Origin of the sequence: Pseudanabaena sp. UWO311 (assembly GCF_006937785.1) — a bacterium.
In the GTDB taxonomy this organism is placed as follows: Bacteria; Cyanobacteriota; Cyanobacteriia; order Pseudanabaenales; family Pseudanabaenaceae; genus Pseudanabaena.
The window spans coordinates 1-18,775 of the sequence record NZ_SJEE01000043.1 but is presented as its reverse complement, the minus strand read 5'-3'; the positions used below and the strand labels follow the sequence as shown (position 1 = coordinate 18,775).

11 protein-coding genes are annotated in these 18,775 nt (G+C 41.2%); 9 read left to right on the top strand and 2 right to left on the bottom strand.

Annotation, left to right across the window (positions count from 1 at the left end):
• The first annotated feature begins 249 nt into the window (after positions 1 to 249).
• The 9 genes from PseudUWO311_RS22040 to PseudUWO311_RS22000 all read left to right on the top strand — a co-directional run bounded on the left by PseudUWO311_RS22040 (position 250) and on the right by PseudUWO311_RS22000 (position 16,099).
• Positions 250 to 1,353, top strand: a complete 1,104-nt coding sequence (locus PseudUWO311_RS22040) for an ATP-dependent 6-phosphofructokinase (RefSeq protein ID WP_142657381.1) — start codon at positions 250 to 252, stop codon at positions 1,351 to 1,353.
• Positions 1,354 to 1,507: 154 nt separating this feature from the next.
• Positions 1,508 to 2,536 carry an ABC transporter permease gene (locus PseudUWO311_RS22035; RefSeq protein ID WP_142657380.1) on the top strand — a complete coding sequence of 343 codons (1,029 nt, stop codon included), beginning with the start codon at positions 1,508 to 1,510 and terminating at the stop codon, positions 2,534 to 2,536.
• An 80-nt stretch (positions 2,537 to 2,616) separates the two neighbouring features.
• Positions 2,617 to 4,266: a DUF3352 domain-containing protein gene (locus PseudUWO311_RS22030; RefSeq protein WP_142657379.1), complete on the top strand. Its 1,650-nt coding sequence runs from the start codon at positions 2,617 to 2,619 to the stop codon at positions 4,264 to 4,266.
• Positions 4,267 to 4,287: 21 nt separating this feature from the next.
• Positions 4,288 to 5,889 carry a diguanylate cyclase domain-containing protein gene (locus PseudUWO311_RS22025; protein ID WP_142657378.1) on the top strand — a complete coding sequence of 534 codons (1,602 nt, stop codon included), beginning with the start codon at positions 4,288 to 4,290 and terminating at the stop codon, positions 5,887 to 5,889.
• A gap of 176 nt (positions 5,890 to 6,065) precedes the next feature.
• Positions 6,066 to 10,106, top strand: a complete 4,041-nt coding sequence (locus PseudUWO311_RS22020) for a PAS domain S-box protein (RefSeq protein WP_142657377.1) — start codon at positions 6,066 to 6,068, stop codon at positions 10,104 to 10,106.
• 9 nt (positions 10,107 to 10,115) lie between these two features.
• Positions 10,116 to 10,403 carry a hypothetical protein gene (locus PseudUWO311_RS22015; protein WP_142657376.1) on the top strand — a complete coding sequence of 96 codons (288 nt, stop codon included), beginning with the start codon at positions 10,116 to 10,118 and terminating at the stop codon, positions 10,401 to 10,403.
• 1,293 nt (positions 10,404 to 11,696) lie between these two features.
• A complete protein-coding gene (gene aat, locus PseudUWO311_RS22010) occupies positions 11,697 to 12,299 on the top strand; it encodes a leucyl/phenylalanyl-tRNA--protein transferase (RefSeq protein WP_142657375.1) in 603 nt (200 codons plus the stop codon).
• 93 nt (positions 12,300 to 12,392) lie between these two features.
• Positions 12,393 to 13,802, top strand: coding sequence for a serine/threonine protein kinase (locus tag PseudUWO311_RS22005; RefSeq protein WP_142657374.1), 1,410 nt, complete (start codon positions 12,393 to 12,395; stop codon positions 13,800 to 13,802).
• Positions 13,803 to 14,203: 401 nt separating this feature from the next.
• Positions 14,204 to 16,099 (top strand): tetratricopeptide repeat protein, encoded by a 1,896-nt coding sequence (locus PseudUWO311_RS22000; protein WP_142657373.1) that lies wholly within the window; start codon positions 14,204 to 14,206, stop codon positions 16,097 to 16,099.
• Positions 16,100 to 16,145: 46 nt separating this feature from the next.
• Here the strand turns inward: PseudUWO311_RS22000 and PseudUWO311_RS21995 are convergent, their stop codons facing one another.
• Positions 16,146 to 17,123 carry a M48 family metallopeptidase gene (locus PseudUWO311_RS21995; RefSeq protein WP_142657372.1) on the bottom strand — a complete coding sequence of 326 codons (978 nt, stop codon included), beginning with the start codon at positions 17,121 to 17,123 and terminating at the stop codon, positions 16,146 to 16,148.
• 125 nt (positions 17,124 to 17,248) lie between these two features.
• Positions 17,249 to 18,139 (bottom strand): Rpn family recombination-promoting nuclease/putative transposase, encoded by an 891-nt coding sequence (locus PseudUWO311_RS21990; RefSeq protein ID WP_142657371.1) that lies wholly within the window; start codon positions 18,137 to 18,139, stop codon positions 17,249 to 17,251.
• Between the last annotated feature and the right edge of the window lie 636 nt (positions 18,140 to 18,775).

The window sequence follows — 18,775 nt, the reverse complement described above, 5'->3', positions numbered from 1 at the left end:
GTTTTTTGGTATAAGGGTTCTTTATTAAATTGCGCGTCCCTAGTGTTAGGAGATTGCCATAATTTGCAATAATTCATGTGTAATTATCCTCAATGCCAAACGTAGTTCACAAATATTTAAAATCTCTACACAGATCTTGTCGTGATAATAAGTCAAAGCAGATTAGCAGGATTGGGTTTGAGGATAATTGATGTAAAGCATTGCCAAGCCTCAACTCTCGATCAATATTGAGAAACTATTACAAGATTTATGACAAAACCTAAGCGTATTGGTATTTTGACAAGTGGCGGTGACTGCGGTGGGCTAAATGCAGTGATTAGGGCAGTTGTACGCCGTGCCCGTGACTACGACATAGAAATTTATGGTATTAAAGGAGCCACCCAAGGCTTGATGAATCGTCCAGTGGAAGCGGAATTACTGGACATGAAAAAGGTTTCAGGTATCCTTCGCTATGGCGGCACAATTTTGGGAACCGTGAATAAAGGCAATCCCTTTGCTTACCCTATGCCCGATGGCTCAATCCTCGATCGCGCTGAGGAAGTGATTGAGGGCTACCACAAACTCGGGCTAGATGGACTGATTGGCATAGGTGGTGATGGTAGCTTGGCAATCTTGCGCCGTCTTGCTCAACAGGGAAATATGAATCTCGTAGCAGTGCCGAAAACAATTGACAACGATTTAGGCGCTACCGAAAACTCGATTGGATTTAATACGGCAGTGAGTGTAGCGGTTGAGGCGCTTGACCACTTAACCTATACGGCTATCAGCCATAGTCGCGTCATGATTTTAGAAGTAATGGGACGCGATGCGGGTCATATCGCTGTGAGTGCAGGCATAGCTGGGGGAGCTCATATTATCTTGATCCCAGAGATTCCCTATGACCTTGACGAAATATGCGATCGCTTGATGAATCGTGCTTTACGTGGCTTTAATTTCAGTACGATGGTAGTTGCTGAAGCGGTAAAAACCCCTACAGGTGAACCTGTGACATATACGAATAGTCTCGGGCAAAAGCTCTATGGTGGCATCGGTCAATATCTCGGCGATCAGATCAGTACACGCACTGGTATGGAGAGTCGTATCAGCGTTTTGGGACATGTGCAGAGAGGAAGTACACCATCGCCGCTCGATCGCATCCTTGGGGCAGCATTTGGTGTGGCTGCGGTAGATTTAGTCGCGCAGAATAAATACGATCGCATGGTGGCTTGGTCAAATCGAGAAGTGATCGATGTGCCAATTGCCGATGCGATCGCCAAATATAGTGCCGTTGATATTCACGGCACATTGGTGCGGACTGCGATCGGTTTAGGGACTTACGTGGGAGAAATCGATCAACTATCGCCTCAAACCTAAAAAATAAAAACCAATATTGTTGTTGAGAGTGTTGTGAAGCAACACTCTCAACAACAATATAAAAGCATTGCTTCGTAATGCTTTTATATTTTGTGAGTTTGCTTAGAACGCAAAGCGCTATAGTTAAAAAATCTGTCCAGTAAAGCTTCAGCCTATGTCTAGTCGCCTCAAAGCCCTGTTTTATTACATTACGGCACGGTTGCTACTTGCACCGATCATGTTGTGGGCGATCGCTACCGTCGTATTCCTGCTAATGCGAGCGACCCCTGGAGATCCGATCGATGCAATTTTAGGCCCACGCGCTCCAGAAGAGGTCAAGGTTGCTCTGCGAGAACAGGTGGGGCTAACTGGATCTATATTTTCGCAGTATTGGGAATATATACAAGATTTGTCTCGTTTTAATCTTGGTAAATCGATTAGTACACGCGAGCAAACCGTTTGGCAAATCATTAAAAACTTTTTCCCAGCCACTGCGGAACTAGCGATGTATGCGCTGATAGTAGCTTTGGTAGTTGGACTAACTGTAGGTATCGTGGCGGCTCTACGTCCCAATACTAAATGGGATGTAGGTGGCAGATTATTTGGGATTATTACCTATTCATTGCCACTGTTTTGGGTGGGAATGATCTTGCAATTAGTATTTTCGGTGCAGTTGGGATGGCTGCCCATAGGAACACGCTTTCCTGCTAGTGCGGAACCGCCTGTACAGATATTTGGGCTATATACGATTGATGCATTGATTAAGGGTGATTGGCAAAGTCTGTGGACTAGTATTCAATATTTGATTTTACCTGCGACTAGTTTAGGGATTGTGATTAGCGGCATTTTTGAGCGGATCGTGCGGGTGAATTTGCGCCAAACTTTGCTGTCAGACTATGTGGAAGCGGCTAAAGCCAGAGGAATTAATTCCTCTACAATCTTGTTTAATCATGCGCTGAAAAATGCGATGATCCCCGTAATTACAATTTTGGGTTTGACATTAGCGTCGATGTTAGGTGGCGCAGTGCTGACCGAAGTTACTTTTTCTTGGCCGGGACTAGCCAATCGATTATTTGAGGCGATCTCAGGGCGTGATTATCCAGTGGTGCAGGGAATCGTCGTATTTTTTGCGATCATCGTCACGATCGCGAGTATTCTCGTAGACATTGTTAATGCTTGGATTGATCCAAGGATTCGTTATTAAACGTTATTAAATAAGAATAATAAACGACGCTTTGCGTCGTTTATTATTCTTATTTAATCTTCTTTTTTGGTGCTAGTGGTATGAAGATAAAACCTGTTTTTGTTGGGATTGCGGTAGTTGGAGTCTTGCTGCTGGTGCTGAGCTTGAGCGCAGTGGGCAAGATTTTTGGAGCAAATCCCCGAGATGTTTTAGCAGGAGTAAAAACTCAACCACTAGCAGTGAAGTTTTTGCCGCAGCGATCGCCTTTATTTGTATCATTTTTGGTCAATCCAGACAAATTAGCATTATTTACCCAGTTGGCGGCGAAACCAAGCGATCGCGGCGATGTGCGGCATGAACTGGCTAACCTCAGACAGCAATTGCAACAAAACTGGTTGCTAGACTACGATCGCGATATCCAACCTTGGCTCGATCAAGAAATCACCTTAGCCGTAACCGATGTTGATCTCGATCAGCAGCCTGCTAATGGTTTGCAAACAGGCTATTTATTAGCTTTTGCAGCTAAAGATGCTGAACTAGCCAAAACAAGCATTGATGCTTTTTGGCAGAGGTTGGCAGTAAATGGCTCAGATTTAGGGTTTGAGCAATATCAGGGCATTTCGATTTTAAATACTAGTTTTGCTGAAGATAAACCTGCGATCGCAGGGACAACTTTGGATAAATTTGTCTTGTTTGCAAACGATACGCGGGTATTACATAAAGCCATAGATGCGCTGCAAAAGCCTGACTTGTCGCTGATGAATCTGGAAAACTATCGCGATCGCCTAGCACAGTTTAATACTGGCAAAAATGTAGGTAAAGTTGGGGTAGCTTACATAAATCTTGCCGAGTTAGGAGAAGAGCTACCCAAAGAAAGCCTATTAATGAGTCTCAGTTTTGACAAGTCGGGAATTAGAGCCAAAACAGCGTTGAACTTGGCAAGCGAAAAGCTCGAAACTGTCGTTGACACCCAAACACCTAAGCTCAAAACTCCTCCCAAAAACTCTGGCAATATTGCTAATAAGATTCCATTAGCTAATTCCGTAATTATTGGCAATAATCTTGGCGAAACCTTACAAGGTCTGCAAAATACTCTGCTTCCTGAATGGAAACAATCACTGATAAAAACGATCGCACCCATTACCTTGGATAGCAGTACTTTGGCATGGGCGCAGCATGACTATGCGATCGCCTTACTCCCTAAAGCCAATCATGATCTCGATTGGTTGTTAGTGGCAAAAGTGGAAGATGCAAACGTTACGAAAGAAGCGATTGCCAATCTTGATCGTCTTGTTAGAAATAAGCTCACAGTCGGAGAAATCTCACTGAAGGCTCAACCAGTGACTATCTGGACAAATCTCTCGGCTAACGATAATTCTGGTGTGTCGGGAAATGTAGTGGCGGCGCATACCCAAACTAAAGATTATGTATATTTGTCAAATTCGCTCGCAGTTTTAGAAGCTAGTTTAACTTTGAAGAATAGTGAATCGATCACTGCATCGAAACTCTTCAAGACTATTTCAGCGAAGTTGCCTAGCGATCGCTTAACCTATGGATATATCGACAAGAATCTCGATCTGTCTTGGGTACAGACAAGTCTATTAAATTTCAAGAGCACAAGTGAAATTACGCAAAACATCAGTAATTCTCCTCTTGCAAAACCCCTTAACCATATGGAAGTAAGTGGTTTTGCGATTACTAGTAGCGATAAAAGTATGCATAATGGTGAACTTTTCTTAATTCTGAAGTGATTATGGGTAAGCTTAAAGCATATGCTTTCCTTTGCATCTGCTAGTCGTTTAACCATGACTGTTAGTTCATCTACGCCACCTTTTATATTTCATAACATCCCTTTACAATTGGTGATGGTATTGCCGTTTGTGGTGCAGGCTATGGCTATTATGGGGCTGACGGGTTATCTGTCCCATAGTCAATGGCCGATCTGGGTTTATGGATGGACAATTATGCTATCCAGCGGGCTTGGCACAATCGTAGCGAATTGGATTAGTCAGCGATATCAATCCTTAGAACAAGTCGAAGTTGCCCTTAAGGAGTCACAGGAAAAATATAAAGTTCTATTCCAAACCCTTCCCATTGGAATTTCAATTACGGATCAAGAATCTCGCATTATCGAAAGCAATACGATCGCAGAACTTTGGTTAGGAATACCTGAGTCAAGAGAGAGCAGCCTTCATCAATATCCTGAAATTAATCCTAGTATTATTCGTGCTGATGGCTCACCAATGCCTGTCGAAGAATATCCCTGTGTTAAGGCTTTAAGAAATAATCAAGCTGTTTATGATCAGGAAATGGGTGTTATTTGCTCTGACGGAATTTTGCGATGGTTTAGTGTGAGTGCTAGTCCGATTTCTTTAGAGAATTATGGTGTGGTGTTAGTTCATGTCAATATTAGCGATCGCAAATTTGCTGAACAGGCAATACGACTTAGCGAATCAAGATTGCAAACCTTCATAAATAATGCGCCAACACCGATTGCAATCAAAGATTTAGAAGGAAAGTATTTATCAATTAACAGTGAATTTGCCTATTGGATGCAAGTTCCTGCTGAAGACGTTTTAGGAAAGCAGGACTATGAACTTTTCCCTGCTGAAAATGTCAAAATTTCCCGTGATCATGAACTGCAAGTAATTTTTGAAGGAATTTCCGTTACCTTTGAAGATACTGTACCCCTACCCGATGGTCGGCATACTTTTCTCATTACTAAGTTTCCACTTATGGATGACCATGACAGTCCCTACGCGATCGCAGGAATTTATCTAGATATTAGCGATCGCAAACAATCAGAACTAGCTCTTGCAGAAGTAGAATCTAATCTTAGGATAGCGAATCAAGAACTCCAAAAATTAGTTGATCTTGATGGCTTAACTCAAATCGCTAATCGTCGTTGTTTTGATGAAAGAGTTATTTATGAATGGCAAAGACTCTATCGCGAGCGCCTACCATTGTCTTTGCTAATGTTTGATGTTGATTATTTCAAGCGTTATAACGATTATTATGGTCATCAATTAGGAGATCAGGCTCTTCTACTGATTGCACAAGCAGTAGATCAATTAGTATGCCGTTCTGCGGATCTGGTTGCTCGTTATGGAGGTGAAGAATTTATTGTGATTTTGCCAAATACTAATCTAGAGGGTGCAATCACTGTTGGTAAAAATCTTCATAGAGTGATCGCTGATTTACAAATTCCACACCAAGATTCAGATGTGAGTAATATCGTCACAGTCAGTATGGGCGTAGCTTCTGACATTCCCAAACCAGATCAATCTCCCTATGTGTTAATCAATCAAGTCGATCAAGCGCTCTATTACGCTAAGCAACAAGGACGTAATCGGTCAGTGATATTCACAGATTAGTAACTTACCTTAATCTTACGCAGATAGAATTCCTACGATAGCCTAGGTTTGCGTCTGGCAAGAGGGATTGCCCTGCTTCGCAACCAGCAAGAGATTCATCGTCTGCGTTCTGCGTAACACCAGTTAGCCATATTTCCCAAATAATGCCAAGATAGTAATGGTTTCCCACGCCCTCCATGATTATTGACCGTAAACCCTTTCGAGCACTTAGTATCCCACTGCAATGGCTGATATTATTGGCGTTTGTGGTACAAATTTTTGGTGCAGTTGGACTGGTTGCATATTTATCTTATCGAAGTGCGCAGGAGTCGGCTAATAAGCTAGCAAATAGACTCAAGACGGAAATAATTACCCGCGTTACGGAAAAGACCACAAACTATCTACAAGCCATTGATCAAGTCAACAAAAACAACATCAGTGACTTCCGTCGAAACCTGTGGAGCTTTGATGACTTCTCTAGCCAAGAGCGACAGGCTTGGCAACAGATGCAGCTTAATTCCTTGTCGCCAATCACAATTATTGGTTTTGGAACTCCTACAGGAGGACATCGCGCGGTCGAATTGCTGAAGGATGGCACATTTAGTATTCGGGTAGCACCAAATGGTGGAGGCAAGTATAGAACCTTTACCACTAATCCTGATGGCTCTCCATCTCAAGTTACTGAAACATCTGTTAACTTTGATTCCCGTCAGCGTCCTTGGTTTAAAGCTGCCGTGCAGTCTCAGAGAGCTGCTTGGACAAATGTATACCCCCATATCTATACAGGAGAACTATTAGTTGCCCTAGCTGAGCCAGTCTATGATCCCAAGAATGGAAATTTCTTGGGCGTAACCTATGGAATTCGTAGCCTTGAAGAAATAAGTCGTTTTCTACGAACCATTGATATAAAGACAGGGACAGTCTTTATCATGGAGCAGGATCAAACTTTGGTAGCAACTTCATCAGCGATCCAGAAGCCATACCAGCTTGGGCAAAATGCGAAGGATCAGAAGTTACTAAAAGCTATTGACAGCCAAAATCTTCAAATTAGTGGTGCTGCAAAATACTTACGCGATCGCAATGGCAACTTAGCAAATATTCGTCAGTCAGAACAATTTGAATTTGAGATTAATGGCGATCAGCAAAGCGTTCAAGTAACATCGATCAGCGATCGCAATGGGCTGAATTGGACAATTGTCGTTGTCATCCCTGAGTCAGAATTTATGGCAGATATCCAAACCAATAAAGTCTGGACACTTCTGCTATGTGGAATAACTTTAATTGTCGCAACTGGGATTAGCGTCATCACAACTCGTTGGATTACCAAGCCAATTTTGCGATTCAGTCAAGCGAGCAAAGCGATCGCAAGAGGAGAATGGCAAGAGCCTTTAGCAGAGAATGATGCGATCGCTGAGTTAAATGGGCTGGCACAGTCTTTCAATCAGATGTCTGAACAGTTGCAAGAATCATTGGATATCAGGGTTTCTGAGGCAGCGCTTCGTAAATCAGATGCACAATATCACTCAATGCTAGAGTCAATTCCTGTTGGAATTTTTCGGAATAACCTACAAGGCAAATGTGTTTATGTAAATCAGAAGAGCTTGGAGATTACGGGATTATCTCTGGAAGAATTTTACAGTGAAGAATGGATTAAATATATACATCCTGAAGATCGGGGTAGAGTTTTAGCCAACTGGACAGCCTATATTGAACAAGTAAAAGTTCAGCCCGATATCATCTATGAATCAGAATGTCGGCGACTGCATCCAGATGGTTCTATCATTTGGGTATCCGTTCAATCTGGAGTGGAACGGAATCATCAAGGGGAAATCGTCAGCTATCTAAGCACTATCACCGATATTAGCGATCGCAAACAAGCCGAAATCGATCTAAAGAGAACTTTTAATGAATTAAACTACCACATCGAAAACTCACCTTTAGCGACGATCCAATGGGATCGAGAATTTCGAGTAATCTACTGGTCAAAACAAGCCGAAGAAATATTTGGCTGGAGCGCCGAAGAAGTCTTAGGTAAGTACCTGTATGAATGGCGGTTTGTCTTCGAGGATGATCTTGAGTACGTGGTTCGGGATACAGCAAAAATGCTGGATGGAGCCAGTAGTGTCATCTGCCAAAATCGTAACTACCACAAAAACGGCTCCATCATTTATTGCGAATGGTATAACTCAACATTAGTCGATGAGTCTGGCGATTTGATATCGATGCTTTCTCTTGCCCATAATATTAGCGATCGCAAACAAGCAGAAATCGATCTCCAGATTTCAAAAACTAAACTCAATGACATCTTAAATAGTGCTACAGCATCAATTACAAGATTACTTGTCAAAGCTGACGGTAATCTTGTAATTGACTATATTTCTGATGGTTGCGAAGCTGTTAGCGGCTACAGTGCATCTGAATTAATCGCGGATCAATCACTTTGGCTCAGTCGCGCCAACCCTGAAGATTGGCAAGCGGTAGAAGCACTGGTATACGAAAATATCTTTGCCGAACGTTCTGGAATTTATAACTATAGATTGCAACATAAAGATGGATCTTGGCGTTGGATATCTCAAATAAATAGTTCACACTGGGACACGCACCAAAACGCTTGGGTGGTGACGATCATCTCTTCAGATATTAGCGATCGCAAACAAGTAGAAATCGCTCTAAAACAAAGTGAGCAGTCAAATCGGGCTATTCTCAGTGCTATCCCAGATTTACTATTGAGAGTTAGGCGAGATGGCTCATGCATAGAATTTATCCCACCTTTGGTAGATCAATCTGGCACATTTTTACCTGTGGTAAAACACCTTTCGGAAGTCCTACCGCCAGACTTGTTAAAATTGCAGTTGCAAAGGATTGCCCAAGCGCTCGCAGCAGGAGAGTTACAGATATGGGAGCATCAAATCACCAAGAATGATCAGATCTGTTATGAAGAAATACGAGTTTTTCCCTGCGCTAAAGATGAATGCTTAGTAATTGTCAGAGATATTTCTGCTCGTAAACAAGCAGAACTTGCCTTAGTCGAAGCTAAGGCAAAAGCCGAAGCTGCTACTAAAGCTAAAGGTGAATTTCTCGCAAGTATGAGTCATGAGATCCGCACACCAATGAATGGAGTAATTGGGATGACACAGATCTTAGAAATGACAGAACTTACAACCGAGCAAAAAGAATTTGTTAAAACGATCAAAGATAGTGGGCAGGCTCTGTTGACAATTATCAACGACATTTTGGACTTCTCGAAAATTGAATCGGGAATGCTAGAACTAGAAGCGAGAGATTTTAATCTAGAGGAATTAGTCAGAGGAGTTTGTAAACTACTAGAAAATCAAGCAATCACCAAACAAATTGATCTTAAATATGCGATCTCACCTAACATTCCTAAAACTGTTATTGGTGATCTTGCCCGACTACGTCAAATCCTTCTCAATCTTGTGGGTAATGCTGTTAAATTCACTCAAAATGGTCATGTTTCAATTTCAGTTAGTGGCAAAGAGATCAATAAAAAATATGAGCTAACGTTTGCGATCTCCGATACAGGTATTGGCATTCAAAACGATCGACTTGACCTCTTATTTCAATCATTCACTCAAGCCGATAATTCTATTAGTCGTGAGTATGGAGGTACTGGACTAGGTTTGGCAATCAGCAAACGCCTCGTAAACTTGATGGAAGGCACAATTTGGGTAGAAAGTCTCGGACGAGTCGGCGGCAGCCCTCCCATAAATTGGAAACCACAACCTCGTGATCTCTTAACATCTCAAGGCTCAACTTTCTATTTCACGATCGCTCTATTAATTAACCAGACGATTAATCAACCAGCAACAGTTTTAGCAAAAGAGATTGAAATCAACGAAAATTTTGCCAAGAAATTCCCTTTACGAATTCTGCTAGTAGAAGACAATCGAGTAAATCAAATGGTGGCTAAATTAATGCTCAAACGTCTAGGCTATCAAATTAATGCGATCGCTAATAATGGGTTAGAGGCTGTGCAAGCAGTCCAAAACGATAGCTACGATTTGATCTTAATGGATGTCCAAATGCCGGAAATGGATGGTTTGACTGCCACAAAAATGATTCGGCAAGGTTTAAAGAGTCCTGTGCGGATTGTAGCTATGACTGCTGATGCAATGCCCGAAGATCGTCAAGCTTGCTTAGATGCAGGTATGGATGATTTCATTAGTAAGCCGATTAGTATCCAAGACCTCATATCCATAGCCTCAGAGACAAAGTAAATGCCGTTTATGATTATTTTGCTAATTCGCGGGAACATCTTGGGGCTGCTCATGTTTGTCGCAGTTAGTCCCATAGCTTTAATAGGTGGATTCCTCCTCAAACTAGCCGATCCAATTACCATGTGTTGTGTTGGAGTCGCTTTGGTCGCCATAGATTTATTAGTACGCTTCCGCTCTCGCCCGTCAAAGGGCTGGCTTACCCAAAGAGAATTTGGCGGCACACTTTTCTTTCTGCCTGTCTGGGCTTTTGGAATAGTTGTTGTTTGCCTCAACATAGCAAAGGCATTGCTCAGGTAGTTGGTGACATGGGTAACAGGTAGATTAGGTAGCGATCGCTGACAGTCTCTATAAATATTGTTTGAAGTTACGACAATAATCTAAGATTTTAAAATGAATATCAACTCAAAGTGAAATAGATAAGAAAGAGACAAGATAATCAAGAACAAAGTATAAAACTATGTTGTTTGATTATTTTCTGACAACTTTCTTTAAATACTCATTATTAGAGGTTTGAATGATAAGTATAGTTACTCAATAACTAAGGTCTAAAATATAACTATAAAGAAAAGTTTAAGCGATCCCCAATGTGGCAAAATTTCTAGGACAATACAATTATTCAAACGGAGCCAGCTTATATATAGGCTCTGAATTTAAATACCAAATTAATAAAACAAACAAAAAACAAGTGTTCTTGTATTCTAGTCGGTAGTTTCTACCCATTAGCAACAGGACACTTGTTTTTTGTGTTCGTTATAATTTCATCTTGTTTTGATAAGCGGGGGGATCATGATAATGCTCTCTGTATAATGAGAGTAAGTGTTTTCGATTCTTGATTTTTTATTAAAATCTTGACTAGAATCTAATCCGTAATCAGGAATTTTGGCTCAAAAAATATTACTAGAACAGATTATAAAGAAAATGTTAAGCGATCCCAGTTTTTGTGATCTATCTAGCAAAATAAGATCATTCAAACGGAATCGGCTTATTTAAAGATTCTGAGTCTCAATACCAATTTAAGAACAATTTATACAAATAAATGGTTTGCTTCGATCAGGTAAATTTACCTAGCTGGAGCAAGCCATTTATTTTATCTACGACTTTTTGGAGTTATATCTTCGCTTTAACGAGTTGACTAATACACGGCTTATTTTTCGTTTAATTATCTGTTTAAAGTTTTTTAAATTAATTAAGTTGAAGTACAGCAATCGTAAAATAATTTGCGAGATTAAATGATTTTCCTGTTTACCTAGAAATACAACAATATTTTTGCCCAAGCAACCCAAATATTTCTTGATTCAGTTTGAGTACCAACTGTTATGAGAGATTATGGCTAGAGAGCTTGTGAAATAAATTAAGTTACAGTTGTTTAGGTATCTACCTAAATTCAAGTCGAGTTAATTTGCATAAAATTAATTTGCTTTTCTACACTAGTTTTAAATTAATCTCAAACCAATAAGTACCTTGGCATAATTAAAAAAACAAATCCAAAACTTTGCCGCCTGCAGCGCGGACGGTACAGTTTTTTGGGTTTTACATTTAATGATGCTTAGTCATTACTAAATTAACTAATTGCGAGTTGGAAATCTATTCGTGGAAAGATTTAATATCCGCAGCGTTATTGAAGGGTATACCCAAGGGTATTTTTTGATGTCAGAAGGTGATGGAGAGCCGATTGAGTGGTATTACACCAACAGTCGCACCCTGATCCCACTTGATCATCGCTTTCGATATCCTAAATCTTTGAAACGGGTAATCAATCAAAATCGCTTTGAAGTGAGGATTGATACTTCCTTTGAGGAAGTCGTTGCAGGCTGTGCCGATCGCGAAACTACATGGATTTCTAAAGAACTGCGATCGCTTTATAGCAATTTACATCAAGCTGGTTGGGCGCATAGTTTTGAGACATGGCAAGGGGATCAATTGGCAGGAGGGATTTTGGGGATTGCGATTCGCGGCGTATTTATTGGTGAATCAATGTTTTTTAAAATTCCTGAAGGATCTAAGGTCGCGATGGTGAAATTGGTAGAACATTTGCGATCGCAAGGGTACAGTTTATTTGATGCCCAGTTAATGAATCCCCATCTTGAGAGATTTGGGGCATTTGAGATTGATGACGACAGTTATCAAGACTTACTAAAGAAAGCCTTAACCAAATCTTGCAAATTCAGCCCAATTTCTGAAACTAAACCTTAAAGAGATAAAGGATAGCCGCCCTCCGCGCGGCTATCCTTTACCTAAAAATCGAAAATTGGTATTACGATGGGAAACATGAGGTGAAAAAAGTTTGTGACAGAACTACATCAAATTGGTGAAATCATACAGTCTCGATATCGTATTGCCAGCGTTCTTGGACAGGGCGGTATTGGGATTACCTATGCAGCCCTAGATGCTCAAACAGGCGATCGCGTAGCTCTTAAGGTTTTATCATTTCGCAGGATGAATGAGTGGAAGATGCTAGAACTTTTTGAGAGAGAAGCAAGGGTACTCTCTCAACTCGATCATCCCGCGATTCCTCGTTACTTAGACTACTTTCAGATTGATAGCGATCGCGATCGTGATTTTTACATTGTGCAGCAATTGGTAGAGGGTAAATCTCTAGGGCAAGCGATCGATGATGGTTGGCATAGCAGTGAAGAAGATATAAAACAAATTGCTGAGCAAGTTCTGGAGGTGCTGATATATCTCCATGAACTCAAACCACCTGTGATCCATCGTGATATCAAACCACAAAATGTTATCCTTCAGCCTAATCACAAAATTGCGTTGGTAGATTTTGGCGCAGTTCAAGATACCTATCGTAGTACACAGGTGGGTGGCAGTACGGTCTTTGGCACTTATGGCTATATGCCACCCGAACAATTTCGGGGCAAGGCTGTCCCCGCTACGGATCTGTACGCGCTCGGTGCAACGATTTTGTTTTTACTGACAGGGCGCTCACCTGCGGAGCTACCTGAAATCAAACTCAAGCTAAGTTTTCGCAACTCAGTTAACATTTCATCCCATTTTGCCGACTGGCTGGACAAAATGATAGAACCTGCGATCGAAGATCGTTTCAGCAGTGCAAAGCAATCGCTTAAGGCTTTGCAAAATCCAATCTTGCCATCACTTGAAAGTCGGATCAGTGCTCTAGAAATTAGTCATTCGCTTGGATTAAATAGCGATCGCCTCACAGCTAAATATCAATATCCTAAGCCTCTTGGTAGCCGTATTGAAATTAAAAAGACTGACAACATTTTAAAGGTAGATATTCCGTCTGCTGGTTTGCATTGTGAGGGTCTCAGCCTCCTTTTGTTTGGGATTTTTTGGAATGGATTTCTGTTCATTTGGACATCACTTGCCCTAAGGGCAGGTGCTTTTGCTCTTTTCTCAATTCCATTTTGGATTGTTGGTATTGGTATAGCCTATACAGGTTTATCGATTGTATTTGGCAAAGTTTGCTTGATAATTAGAGAACATACTTTTAGTATTGACTGGGACATTTTAGGAGTCAAACGCCATGTCCAAGGCAAGACTCAAGATTTAAGACAGATTGAGCTAAAGAGTTCTTACAAAGTGAATAATCAGCCAGTCATGGAGTTGAGTTTAAATCAAGGCATTTATGCCCATAAATTTGGGTCGGGGCTTAGTCGCCCTGAAAAGGAATGGTTACTACAGGAAATTAATGCTTTTTTAGAGGCATGGCGATCACACCATTAAAGAGAAGACAATAAAGACGTTGCTTTGTAGGGACTTTATTCTTTGAATATTGGAAATTTAGACCAAAATCAAATTAGCTATTAGTTTCTCGTTGTCTGACAATGAATCTTTTGGGAACTTGTCTAAGTAGCAACTACAAGCATCCCATCTCCCCTGAACATTTACTGATAACATATTGCAGTAGCCACCTTGTCTACCTTTTGGATCATAACTTTTGCAGAACCGACAATTCATAAACACTCCATATCCAAAGCCAAGCTTATAATCGCCTAAATTACAGTAAACTTTTGTGATTAATCTTCCTGTTTATTGTGATCGCGATCACTATTGAGCTTAAGTACAGACTTAGAGCCAAAAGAGTATCATCAAATCTTAACTAAGCAAACACTACCAGCAAGAACATGTCAGATTCTCCGAACAAGCCACTTACAACTCTTGAACGCTACCTTATTTTTGTCGATCGCATAATTATTAATATCGAAAATGGAAAACTGCTATCAAAAGAGCATGTCTATCGCATTCTCAGTGAGAGTTTAGAATCGGGAACAGGGGAAATATTTGAGCGAGCTTTAGAAGAACAAGCTAATTTACTTCAATCAAACTTTGCTGCACAAACTGATGAAGTGAAACAGGCAAAAGCAAATCAGAAACTCCGCGCAATGAAGATTCTCAAAGATGCTTGGGAACAGTGGCAAAATAATTATCAAGTTCAAGACGCTTGTACTAGAGGTATACAGACAATCCTTAATGCCGAACCTCAAGAACGTCTGTTGACTTTAATCCAAGTTCTAGATCCAAATCATGCGCCAGTTTTTGAGCGTCAACATATTCAACTGCTCACGCAACTATTACAGAAGTCAGCCGACACTCTCCACGATGATTCCGAGGCATTTACATTGCGTCAGTTTGCGATCGGACTTATTCGTGGATTAGCAGCCTTTGATCTATTGGAAGGCTCCCTCGTGAGTTGGCTATATGAATCTCAGAGACAAGTTGGATTTGAACGCTCTAAAGTGACTGGACCTTGGCATAGTTGGGCGCAACAGATTACCAGTCCTTTGCCTCGCGATCTATTTTCGACTCAGGCAAGTAATCAATCGGCAGCAGCGATCGCACAGACTCAACTTAGTATTGATGTCAGCGCTTGGGTAGAGCTATCGATTTTGTTGCGATATTTGCAAAATGGCTTGGTGCGTTGGTTCGATCAGCAGCCCTATGACGCTAAAGCAGGACTACATATGACAGGGGTTACTTTCGTTGCTTTTGCGATGATCTGGGGTGAACTGAGCAGTGGCTTCCAAAATGCACAGCAACTTTCGGAACGCGATCGCCAGTCTCTAGCCCAAATTTGCTTCCGTATTAGTCTACAGACCTTAAGAACCTTTGCCCAACGAGAAAATTTCCCGCTCTATGGTGGCGTATTTGCTTCTTTCTCTGGCGAGAGTTTTCGAGAAACAATTAGCTATCTCGATCAACCACTCAAAGAAGCCGAGAATACGCAGGAGAAAGCGAGAATTCTCACAGTATTAGGCTATTCAAAAGCTTGGATGGGTTATCACAGAGACGCGATCGCACTCCATCAAGAAGCCGTAAATCTTGCTCGTGAAGTTAGTGATCAACGTTGCGAGATTGCTAATCTCAATCATCTCAGCCGTATCAGTCTCATTCAAAAAGACTTTAGCACTAGTGAGTCCCAAGCCCAGAGAGCGGTGATTTTGGCACGACAAAATGGCGATCGCCAAGGAGAAGCAAATGCGTTGGCTAATTTGGGCTACAGCGAAGTGATGATTGCGCGACAACAGGAATCGATTACACCTGAAGAGTTGGAAACTGCAATCAATCATTTGGAGCGTGGACAAAAGCTATCAGAGAAGATGAATGACTTGCAAAATCAGTCGCTTTGTTGGGTAGGATTGGGGACTGCATATATTGCGATCGAGCAGCCAAGTCAAGCGCAACTTGCCTTAGAGAAAGGCTTAGCTCTAACCCAACAAATTGGCGATCGCGATTTGCAAGCACTCAGCCATGCTTATCTTGGCGAAACTTTCTATCAATTAAATCAACTAGAATCTGCAATCTATCACGCTTGTTTGGGAATGTATCTACTAGAGCAGCGCCATAGTAAAGCGTGGCAACAATCAGCTTCTTTGGTGGTGATTTTGCAAGGCAAGCTGGGAGCAGAGAGTTTTTCTAATCTATTGCAACAGATGCGATCGCATTTTATCGCTTTAATTGGTGTGGATGGATTTGACCATTTACCAAATTTGATCGATCGCTATCGACAAGGAGATTCATAAATATTTTTATTCTAAAGTTCTGCTTTGCAGAACTTTAGAATAAAAATTATTGTCGCTTGATACGATTAATTTCGGCTTGCAATTCGTCAATTTGACGTTTTAGACGTTCTGCTTCGCTCTCTGACTTTTTCTCTTCCTTGGGAGATTGAGACACATCAACTGCGCCAGTCGTATCTCCACGCTTATAATTGCCAGATTTAATATTGCGATACTCTTCCGAATCTGCCCATTCACGAATATAGTGAACCCGCTCAACTGGGAATGGATGACTGAGCATCGAGCCAGCACCAAAACCGTTGTAGAGCATAAATTTATAAATTTGATTGAGATTGTCTTTGTCAAGTTCTTGATAAGCATCCGATTGACGAATAAACTCAGGCAAGCTCAACTCATGGGCAAAAGCAGAACTTCCGCCCGACAACTTCATCATTGTAGAGAGAACTGTATCTAGCTCATCGGTGACTAATAGCGCCGCGCGATCGCTGGATAATTCCGCCTTGCGTCGCCACTCAAAAAAGGCATAAATCAATCCACTACTGACAATTCCACCTAAGCCGAAAGTCATTTCGCTAATAGTCGAAACTATACTCATTACCCACATTGCCATCTGGATTAATGTGGTGTGACCGCATTTAATATGACCAAGTTCATGGGCAAGCACCGAACGTATTTCGTCTTCAGTCAGAAGATCTAATAATCCCGAATTAATCACAATGTAGGGATGATCTTTACCAAGAGCATAGCTATTAGCAGCAGGATTTTGCGAGACAAATAAAGTTGGTTCTGGCTGTACGTCTAGGTCAGCAATACATTCCCTAAAGATCCGATGAATCGTTGCATATTGGCGATGACTTACCTGAATACTATTGCCAATGTGGTAAATCGTCTGAGGACGCTCATACATAAACTCGACAAATTTCCCCGCCACAAGGTCAAACCCAGGGACGCTGCGGAGAGCTTGTTCGGCTTGGCGATCGAGAGGATGTCGAAAGGCTTCGCTAGAAATGCCTGTATAACGTGGCATAGGTATTGATATCTAATGAGATATACATGATTTTCTCCATTTTATCCCAAAGTTACTGAGCTTTGTTAATGGTAACTGGGGAGACAATCACTCCCATCCATGGAGAATTTCTAGGGACTTCTAAACTAAGGTTGTGGAGACTCTCCAAGCGGAGATGCGTTCCGCCGCTTTGTTTTAGCAGACTTTGGCATCTTGGATTTTTGTGCGGCAAGTTTTTGGAGTTTTTGCACTTGTTTTAGAGTTAGTCCTGTAAATTGTGAGACTAATTCTAAGGAAACGTTGGAACGTAACATGTTTAGAGCAATCTGATTTTCTGTTTCAGTTTTGCCTTTGGCTTCACCCTTAGCTATACCCCTTGCCTCGCCTTCGGCTATACCCTCAGCCTTACCCTCAAGCAAGATTTCTTGATAAATAACTGATTCTTTCATGATTTCGCTCCTTAAAAGTCTTTGGATGATTTCTTTATTTAGGGCTATACCCGATATTATAGCGGTCGATGCGGCTACGTTGCTTTGTACTTGTTTATCAGTAATTTGTTCGATTTGTCTGGCAACTTGTCTTAAGGTTTCTTCGGGGTTGTTGGTTTGTGAGAGGGTGGCAAAGGGTAATAATCCTTGGTATTGCTGAAATATTTCTGTGGGCTGCTCCCATAGTCTGATCACGTTAAATTGATGGCTTAGTCCGCTAAGGTTAAATGTGGTTTCGTAAACAAGGTTTGATTCGCTGGGTGTGAGGTAAATTACGACTTGATAGATTTCTCTGTCTGGAAATTGACGATGCAGCCTCAACAGGTAATCGGTCATGCGGAAGGGAATATTTTTATTTGGGTCGGTCTGAAATTCAATATGCAGAATGATTTTTAATGATTTCAGAAATATAACGGAGTCAGCGCGAATTGGTTCGACTGAGAGTTCCGATGGTTCGAGTTTTGTGAATGCGATCGGTTCTCCTAAGAGCCAACTGGCAAAGTCGGTGGGGAAGGTTTCAGCAAGGAATTTACAGATGTTGTCGATCATTGCGGAATTTTATCATCCTCATGGGTAATTGAGAACTGCTTAATCCATAGCTGAAAAGATCGCTCGCAAGCTTGAGAAAATCGCTTGCTTGTTTGGATGGAGATCTGTGGAATAATAGAATGGATTTCAAATAGATTTATTTGGTGCGTTTCATTTCATGAACGCACCCTACGCTACTTTATTTCATCAAAGACATTAAATTCTTCGTCAGGGGATAATATGATACTTTTCATAAAGGGAGAACCACCGTAGGATCTGATTGATTTTACCGAAAGTTCAAGAATCTCAATAAGATAATCTGTAAAGCTAGGATATGTTAATTTGAAGAAAGATTCATTGGAACCCTCTGAGTAACAATATATAGGCGGATTGTCTCCTTGAGAAACCTCGAAAAAATCAAACTCGTACCCGTGGTGTGAAGTGAATATAAAAGCATCTTTTGGTAGCTCTTTAGGGAATTTGTTCTCTTCCAATAGTTCGAGAGCCAACTCTTGGTTGTCGAGGATATTTTTTACAGCAAATACCGATCAAACCCGCCACAAAAGAAGCTAACTAAAAGGGTCGAAGCAGAGACCACAATGATGAAACCAATTAAGAGCATCTTCATCAGTAATAGAATTAATAGCCATAGTAATT